Here is a 7,604-nt window from a genome sequence, read left to right as displayed (position 1 = left end):
GCTGCGCCACGGCGAAACCGAACTGGGCGGCGGCCTGCGCGGCAGCCTGGACGACGCACTGACCGACTGGGGCTGGCAACAGATGCGTGCGGCCGTGGTGGACCGCGGGCCATGGGACCGTGTGGTCAGCTCGCCGCTGCAGCGTTGTGCACTGTTCGCCCATGAATTGGGCGCGCGGCTGAATGTGCCGGTCAGCCTCGAAAAGGATCTGCAAGAGCTGCATTTCGGCGCCTGGGAAGGGCAAAGCACCGCCGCGCTGATGCAAACCGATGCCGAAGGGCTGGGGCTGTTCTGGGCTGACCCCTACACCTTCACGCCGCCTGAGGGTGAGCCGGTCAGCGAATTTTCCGGGCGTGTTATCGGCGCTGTCTCACGCTTGCAGCAGGCGTATGCCGGCGAGCGCGTGTTGCTGGTCAGCCATGGCGGCGTGATGCGTCTGCTGCTGGCGCGCGCGCGCGGCTTGCCCCGCGAGCAATTGCTGAGTGTCGAAGTCGGCCATGGCGGGCTGTTCAGCCTGCAGGTCGCGGCGTACGGCGTACTCAAGGAAGTGGAGTAGGCATGCTGCCATTCTGGATCGCCCTGCAATTTCTCAGCAGCTTGCCGATTCGCTTGCCGGGCATGCCGCAGCCCCAGGAATTGGGACGCTCGCTGTTGTTTTATCCGGTGGTCGGGTTGTTGTTCGGATTGCTGTTATGGGGCCTCAATACCGCGCTGATGGGATCACCGTTGTTGCTGCACGCCGCGTTATTGCTGACCGCCTGGGTGTTGCTCAGTGGCGGTTTGCATCTGGATGGTTTAGCGGACAGCGCCGACGCCTGGCTGGGTGGCTTTGGCGACCGCGAACGCACCCTCACCATCATGAAAGACCCGCGCAGCGGGCCGATTGCGGTGGTCACCCTGGGGTTGGTGCTGCTGCTCAAGTTCACCGCGCTGGTCGCCCTGATTGAACAACACAACGGCGCGGCGCTGATCCTCGCGCCGCTGATCGGGCGCGCGTCGATGCTGGCGCTGTTTCTCACCACGCGCTATGTGCGTGCGGGAGGGCTGGGCCAGGCGCTGTCGGATCATTTACCGAGGATTGTCGGCCAACAGGTGCTGATCCTTAGCGGATTGGCGTGCATCCTGATCGGTGGCTTCAGCGGCGGGATCGCGGTATTGATCGCGGCGTTGTGCTTTATGGGCCTGCGCCAGTTGATGGTCAATCGCCTTGGCGGCACCACCGGCGATACCGCTGGCGCCTTGCTGGAGCTGCTGGAAGTCGCGGTATTGCTGACCCTGGCGCTGTAACACTTTCTTGCATTTCCTTAATCGCGGGTATATACACGTTCCATGCTTGCCTCCCAATGTTTATGCACCAACCTGCGACGTGCCGCCCGTGGCGTCAGCAGGCATTACGACGGCGCTCTCGACGGCTTCGGGATCAACGTTGCCCAGTATTCTTTGCTGTGCAACTTGCAGCGCCTCGACCAACCGAGCATTTCCAGCCTGGCCGAAGCCATGGGCCTGGATCGCAGCACCCTGGGCCGTAACCTGCGGGTGCTCGAAGGCGAGGGGCTGGTGCAGTTGGTCGAGGGCGGGGACCTGCGCAATCGCCTGGTGCTGTTGACTGCCGCCGGTGCAGAACGACTGGCCGCAGCCTTGCCTGCCTGGGAGGCGGCGCAACAGAAATTGATCGATCAACTCGGCGCGCAAAAACGCGAAACCTTGTTGGCCTTGCTGGACGAACTCGCCTGATCGCGGGTTTGTTCGACTACAAGCGGGTATATACCCGCGAGCGGAGAATAAGAAATGACCTCGATGTGGCGCACCAGTGGCTGGATTCTTGTGGGGAGTGCGCTGATCCTGGCCTTGTCCTTGGGCGTGCGCCACGGGTTCGGCTTGTTTCTGGCGCCGATGAGCAGTGAATTCGGCTGGGGCCGTGAGACCTTTGCTTTTGCCATCGCCCTGCAAAACCTCATCTGGGGTCTGGCGCAGCCGTTTACCGGGGCCCTGGCCGACCGGTTTGGCGCGACCAAGGCGGTGTTTGTCGGCGGTGTGCTGTACGCCGTGGGCCTGGTGCTGATGGGCATGTCGGATTCGGCGTGGTCGTTGTCCCTGAGTGCTGGTCTGTTGATTGGGATCGGGCTGTCCGGCACCTCGTTCTCGGTGATTCTCGGCGTGGTCGGGCGTGCCGTCGCGCCGGAAAAACGCAGTATGGCCATGGGCATTGCCAGCGCCGCCGGTTCGTTCGGCCAGTTCGCCATGGTGCCGGGCACGCTGGGCCTGATCAGCTGGCTGGGCTGGTCGGCGGCCTTGCTCGCGCTGGGCTTGATGGTCGCGCTGATCCTGCCGTTGGTGGCGATGCTCAAGGACCGACCGTTGCCGGTCATGGCTGGCCAGCAAACCCTGCGCGAGGCCTTGAAGGAAGCCTGTTCCCATTCCGGTTTCTGGTTGCTGGCGTTCGGCTTTTTCGTCTGCGGTTTCCAGGTGGTGTTTATCGGCGTGCACTTGCCGGCCTACCTGGTCGACCAGCACTTGCCGGCCACCGTCGGCACCACGGTGTTGGCGCTGATCGGTCTGTTCAATATCTTCGGCACCTACACCGCCGGCTGGCTGGGTGGGCGCATGTCCAAGCCGCGCTTGCTGACCGGTTTGTACCTGTTGCGCGCGGTGGTGATCGTGCTGTTCCTGTGGGCGCCGGTCACTGAGGTCACGGCCTATTTGTTCGGCATGGCCATGGGCTTTTTGTGGCTGTCCACCGTGCCGCTGACCAACGGCACGGTCGCCACGCTGTTTGGTGTGCGCAACCTCTCCATGCTCGGTGGCATCGTGTTCCTGTTTCACCAGTTAGGTTCGTTCCTCGGCGGCTGGTTGGGCGGGGTGGTGTATGACCGAACCGGCAACTACGATTTGATCTGGCAGGTGGCGATTCTCTTGAGCCTGCTCGCCGCCGCCCTTAACTGGCCGGTGCGTGAGCGGCCGGTGGCGCGGTTGCAGGCGCAGATGGAGGCAGCATGAGTTCCAGCGGGTATTGGCTTGGCGGAGCGCTGGTGATGACGCTTCTGCTACTGGCATGGTGGGGATGGCAGCGCGGCGGCTTGGCGTTGATGCAACTGGGTATGTCGATCTGTTAAGTTCGTAGTCTGATTACTTTCAAGGACACACGACATGCACATGCGCTGGCTCGCTGTACCCGTCCTTATGGCCATTGGCAGTGCCGCGATGGCCGCCAGTTGCCCACCGTTGCTCGAGGGCCAATTGCCCAAGCTGCGTGCCAAGGAATCCATCGATCTGTGCGAGCGCTTTGCCGGCAAGCCGTTGGTGATCGTCAATACCGCAAGTTTTTGCGGGTTCGCGCCGCAATTCAAAGGCCTCGAAGCCCTGTACCAGCGCTACAAGGGCGAAGGGCTGGAAGTGATCGGCGTACCCTCGGATGACTTCAAGCAGGAAGCCAAGACCGGCGAGGAAACCGCCAAGGTCTGCTACGTGAATTACGGCGTGACCTTCACCATGACCGAGCCGCAGAAGGTCAAGGGGCCGGACGCGGTGCACCTGTTCAAGGCCCTGGCGCAGCAGACCGATGCGCCGCCGAAGTGGAATTTCTACAAGTACGTCGTGAATCGCCAGGGCAAGGTGATTGCCAATTTCTCCAGCCTGACCAAGCCGGACAGCCCGGAGTTGATCAAGGCGGTGGAGGAGGCGATCGCCTCTAAACCCTGATCAGCGGCGACTAAAAAGCCCCGCCTCCTTTGCAGGAGAGCGGGGCTTTTTTACACCGGTCTGAATCAGAAGGTGTACGTCATGCCCAGGCCGAAACCGTTGGCACTGTTTTCGTATTTGGCGCGGTAGCTGGCAGTCGAAGGCGGGTTGGCGGTGTTGTTCACCTTCACGTCTTCTTCCTGCAGGTACGAGTACGCCAGGTCGACGGTCATGTTATCCATGACTTTGTAGCCCAGGCCTACGCTGAAGATCGTGCGGTCGCCAGTTGGAATGCGCGGCGAACGATCGGAGTTGTTGGTGGGCGACTGGTCGAAGGTCAGGCCGGTACGCAGCACCACTTGCTTGGTCAACTGGTACGAGGTACCCACGGCGTAGGCCCAGGTGTCGTGCCAGTTTTGTTCTTCGGTGATCGAGCTGAGTTGGCCTGGCGCCAGCAAGCCGCCAGCAGCCGTTACGCCTTCGTTGTTGACGGTGATCTCTTTCAGGCGGCTCCAGCGTGTCCAGGTAGCGCCACCGTAGAGCTTCCAGGCGTCAGTCAGGTCTTGGGTGACCGACAGGTCGTAGGACTCTGGGGTGTCGATTTTCAGCGACGCGTCGTAACGGTTGTTCCGCAGGAACCCCTGGGTCGCAGTAGGGCCCGAGACCTCGGTGTGGCCGTCGAGCTTGTACTTGACCTTCGAGTGGTAGGTCAGGCCAACACGGGTGGTGTCGGTCGCCTGGACCAATACGCCGACGTTGAAGCCCAGGGCAGTATCGTCACCCTTGATTTTGACGTTGGTATCGCTGACGGCCGGGTTGAGGGTCCGGTCCGATTCCAGCACGCCGGAAATCCGGTTGATGGTCGGGCCGAAACCGATGGATACGCGGTCGTTGAAGGCGTAGCTGACAGTTGGCTGGAAGGTCATGACCTTCACTTCGCTCTTGCTGCCGAAACCACGGCCCTGGAAGCCGTTTTCATAGTCGGTCACCAGGCCGAACGGTGCGTAGACACCGAAGCCGATGGCCCACTGATCGTTGAGTTTGTTGGTGTAGAAACCGAACGGCACCGCGGTGAACGGAACCATATCGCCTTTGTTGGAGCCGCGAGAGTTGCCGCCGGTATCGCTGATGTCGGTCGAGGCATCAATGGCCGCAACGCCGCCCGTGATTTGCTGGCCATTCAGGCGAGCCATCCCGGCAGGGTTACCGTAAACAGTGCTTGCATCATCGGCAGAAGAAGAGCGACCTGCGAAACCCGTACCCATCCCGCTGACGCTCTGTTCATTGAGTGCAAAGCCGCTTGCGAACAGTTGGGAGGATGCCATGGCAACGGCGAGGCTAAGTGTGGTCTTGAGCATTACTTTTTTCATTATTAGAACTCCGTGTGATCACCGCTGCGGAAAGTATCAATAATTTTAAGATCGCGCTATAGGCTGTAATGCTGGAGATAGAGCGGTTTTGTAGGACAATCCGACCAGAATTCGCGCTTTTTGGCGAATCTTGCAAATTGCCCGGTCAGCAAACCGAGTGATTCATGGGTGAAACACAGGTTTGCCATGCCTGGGTGAAATCGCGCAGCCTGCCCTGAGGGTGAAAAATTTCTTTCCAGATACGTGCCATGGCCAAAACATCGCCCGGTGGTGGCAGGGCAGGGCTGTGCTGCTCCACCAGCAGCCAGGCGATGGCCGTGGCGTAACGCAGGTTTACCGTGAGTTCCAGTTGGGGCGCGCTGAGAAAGGCGTGTTGGCTGGCCAGCCCGCGTACCAGGCTGGCGCGTTCGGGGTCCAGCGCCAGGTAGCTGTCCCATAAGGCCCGGTGGCGGGGTTCGGTGATGCTGTACAGGCCATGGCCGCGGCGGTCGTGCAAGGCGGAGCCGAGTTCCGACTGGCTGGCAGCAATGCCTAGCAGCAGGGATTCAGCAGTCTGGTCATGGCGGCCCAGGTACATCAAGGTGGGCCGGATCACATAACGACACAATTCGCTGGCGGCGATACCCATACAAGCCTCAATCCGTAAAAGTGGTCGGCGAGACCTGAGCAGGGGGGCTTGGCAGCAGTGGATCGGATCTCAGGCTCGCCGGAAGCGGATCATGCCGCTTGAGTTGAAGTGTAGTGTCATATTTGTGATGTAAAGGACTGTTTTTAAAACATCTTCGCCAAGCAGTTATAACGCTTATATCTATTTGAACTTAGGCCAAAAGCTCGATTATCAAATTCCAGGCAATAAAAAACCCTGTTTTTCAAACAGGGTTTTTTGTGTTTCAGCGACTCGGGTCGGTCAGGCAACCAGTGCCTGACGGGTACGCTCGATCACGGCCTGCAGCGGTTCTGCGCTGGAGTATTGATCGGGGTACAGGCGTTCGCTGTGACGAGCGATGCCGTGTTCGTTGACCAGGGTGAAGCTGAAGCAGCCTTTGCGAGCGGCCATGATCAGGCAGTTCATTGGAGCAAAAGCGTTGGTGAGGGTGCGAATGGCATCCTGAGTATGGATTTGAGCGTTCATATTATGGGTGTTCCTACAAATGACACAGATAAGAACTGTGCCGTATTAAAACGTTCCAGTGACGATGACCACTATTGATCAAACGAAGAACCCGACTGGAACAAAGCAGCCAGTTTGAAGCGCTGATAAGTTAGGCGCGCTTGGGCTGGCAGGTAGGTACTTAGGAGGGCAGGCAACACAACAGGGGCAAAGGTTCTGGGCCCAGGGTGAAGATCCTGATCAATTTGCAGGCTGGTTCGGTCAGAGTATTGAGACTTCGCGCCACCCTTTGCGTGTTCAAAGGCAGTGTCGTCGCAAGTGATACCTGGAAACCATCGAGGTGGTCGATCCCGTGTTGTTCAGGGGAGTTGTTCGACCAGAATTGACTTTCAGCTTGGTACTAACGCCGCGGATAGTAACGGATCGAGACAGGGAAGGGAAGCGTGCTAACCAAAAAACTTCAATCAGCCGCCCAAAATCCAGCGATAGACCAGCACTGTGGCCGCCGCCGCCAACGAGCAGCCCAGCGCATACACCGCCAGGGTCAGTCGGATTGACTGGCCGGTCTCGACCACTTTCATCACGTCGCGCATGTCATTGATTCGACCTTCGCCCAATTCGATGCACAAGCTCACGGCGGTGAACGCTGCCGACAGCAGGATAGCGATGGCAAACAATGCGCCGTCCGGGGACGGCAGCACCGCGTTGATCCCCAGGGAAATGGCGCAGACGGCAAGTAACAACACGGCGAATAATAGAATTCCTTTCATTGGCCCGCTCACCGTAGCGTTATAGGTCGACGAGTGTGGCGAGCCTTGGCAACTTTGAAAAGTCCCCGGATTGATCTCGCGGTAACATTTTTGCCGCATTCAGCCTGAAAAAGGTCGGTGATATAACCCGCGGATGTGTACTTGTGCACATTAGTTGCGGCGTGTGTAACCAAGCTGTCAACTGCAGTGCGGGGCCGCCGTTTGCCTGCAATGGAAATTTAAGTCAATGAAAAATCTGGCTTTTTTTTATTGGTGAAAAAATCGTCAGTTTGACTGCGGCCCCCATTCCATGGGCCTTTGCGGGAGTTCAAGGGGGGTTGTCCACTGAGTTATCCACAGCTTCTGTGGATTGTCCCGAGCGCTTGCTCTAGAACGGGCGTGCAGGGTTTTTTCAGCTTTACCTGTAGGAAAAAAAGAGTAGAGTGGCGCGCCTTCCGTTCTGTCCCGCAGTGCTTTATGAAGTTTCGCTCAGTATCACCTTCTGTTACCGACACCCCTCAGACTGTTACCGCACCCAAGCGCTTTTCCCTGAAAGTCGCGCTGTGGTTGCTCGACAGCCCGCGCCTGGGGCATAACACCAACGTCAAACACTTCGCCGGGCGCCTGCTCAAGCAGCCGGCCCGTGAAGGCGTGGTCGCTGCTCAGAGCCGCCTGGGCCAACTGATGTGCCGTGAG

Annotated in this window: 10 protein-coding genes; 6 read left to right on the top strand and 4 right to left on the bottom strand. The window is 59.3% G+C overall.

Translation table 11 applies throughout. The annotated features are described in order from the left end of the window. Position 1 precedes the first annotated feature (1 nt). The 5 genes from cobC to WBR57_RS11610 all read left to right on the top strand — a co-directional run bounded on the left by cobC (position 2) and on the right by WBR57_RS11610 (position 3,699). Complete coding sequence (gene cobC, locus WBR57_RS11630; RefSeq protein ID WP_424083957.1) at positions 2–556, top strand: alpha-ribazole phosphatase family protein; 555 nt, start codon at positions 2–4, stop codon at positions 554–556. Positions 557–558: 2 nt separating this feature from the next. Then, positions 559–1,287 (top strand): adenosylcobinamide-GDP ribazoletransferase, encoded by a 729-nt coding sequence (locus tag WBR57_RS11625; protein WP_424083956.1) that lies wholly within the window; start codon positions 559–561, stop codon positions 1,285–1,287. 42 nt (positions 1,288–1,329) lie between these two features. Beyond that, a complete protein-coding gene (locus WBR57_RS11620) occupies positions 1,330–1,734 on the top strand; it encodes a MarR family winged helix-turn-helix transcriptional regulator (protein ID WP_424083955.1) in 405 nt (134 codons plus the stop codon). Between the two features lie 63 nt (positions 1,735–1,797). Continuing rightward, positions 1,798–2,997 carry an MFS transporter gene (locus tag WBR57_RS11615; protein ID WP_175538079.1) on the top strand — a complete coding sequence of 400 codons (1,200 nt, stop codon included), beginning with the start codon at positions 1,798–1,800 and terminating at the stop codon, positions 2,995–2,997. Positions 2,998–3,147: 150 nt separating this feature from the next. Further along, a complete protein-coding gene (locus WBR57_RS11610) occupies positions 3,148–3,699 on the top strand; it encodes a glutathione peroxidase (protein ID WP_424083954.1) in 552 nt (183 codons plus the stop codon). Positions 3,700–3,764: 65 nt separating this feature from the next. Here the strand turns inward: WBR57_RS11610 and WBR57_RS11605 are convergent, their stop codons facing one another. From WBR57_RS11605 to WBR57_RS11590, 4 genes are all read right to left on the bottom strand, one after another. Next, entirely contained in the window at positions 3,765–5,048 is a 1,284-nt protein-coding gene (locus WBR57_RS11605; protein WP_424083953.1) for an OmpP1/FadL family transporter, read from the bottom strand. Between the two features lie 145 nt (positions 5,049–5,193). After that, positions 5,194–5,676 carry a hypothetical protein gene (locus tag WBR57_RS11600; RefSeq protein WP_424083952.1) on the bottom strand — a complete coding sequence of 161 codons (483 nt, stop codon included), beginning with the start codon at positions 5,674–5,676 and terminating at the stop codon, positions 5,194–5,196. A 279-nt stretch (positions 5,677–5,955) separates the two neighbouring features. Next, the gene (locus tag WBR57_RS11595) at positions 5,956–6,180 is read right to left on the bottom strand and encodes a hypothetical protein (protein ID WP_003175353.1); all 225 of its coding nucleotides are present in this window, start codon (positions 6,178–6,180) and stop codon (positions 5,956–5,958) included. Positions 6,181–6,623: 443 nt separating this feature from the next. Beyond that, positions 6,624–6,929, bottom strand: coding sequence for a hypothetical protein (locus tag WBR57_RS11590; protein WP_424083951.1), 306 nt, complete (start codon positions 6,927–6,929; stop codon positions 6,624–6,626). Between the two features lie 456 nt (positions 6,930–7,385). Here WBR57_RS11590 and WBR57_RS11585 point away from each other — a divergent pair. Then, the coding region (locus WBR57_RS11585) for a sel1 repeat family protein (protein ID WP_424083950.1) at positions 7,386–7,604 on the top strand (219 nt) is incomplete at its 3' end.

Source organism: Pseudomonas sp. (assembly GCF_049590575.1).
In the GTDB taxonomy this organism is placed as follows: Bacteria; Pseudomonadota; Gammaproteobacteria; order Pseudomonadales; family Pseudomonadaceae; genus Aquipseudomonas.
The sequence above is the reverse complement of the archived record's forward strand: the minus strand, read 5'-3'. Positions and strand labels throughout refer to the sequence as shown.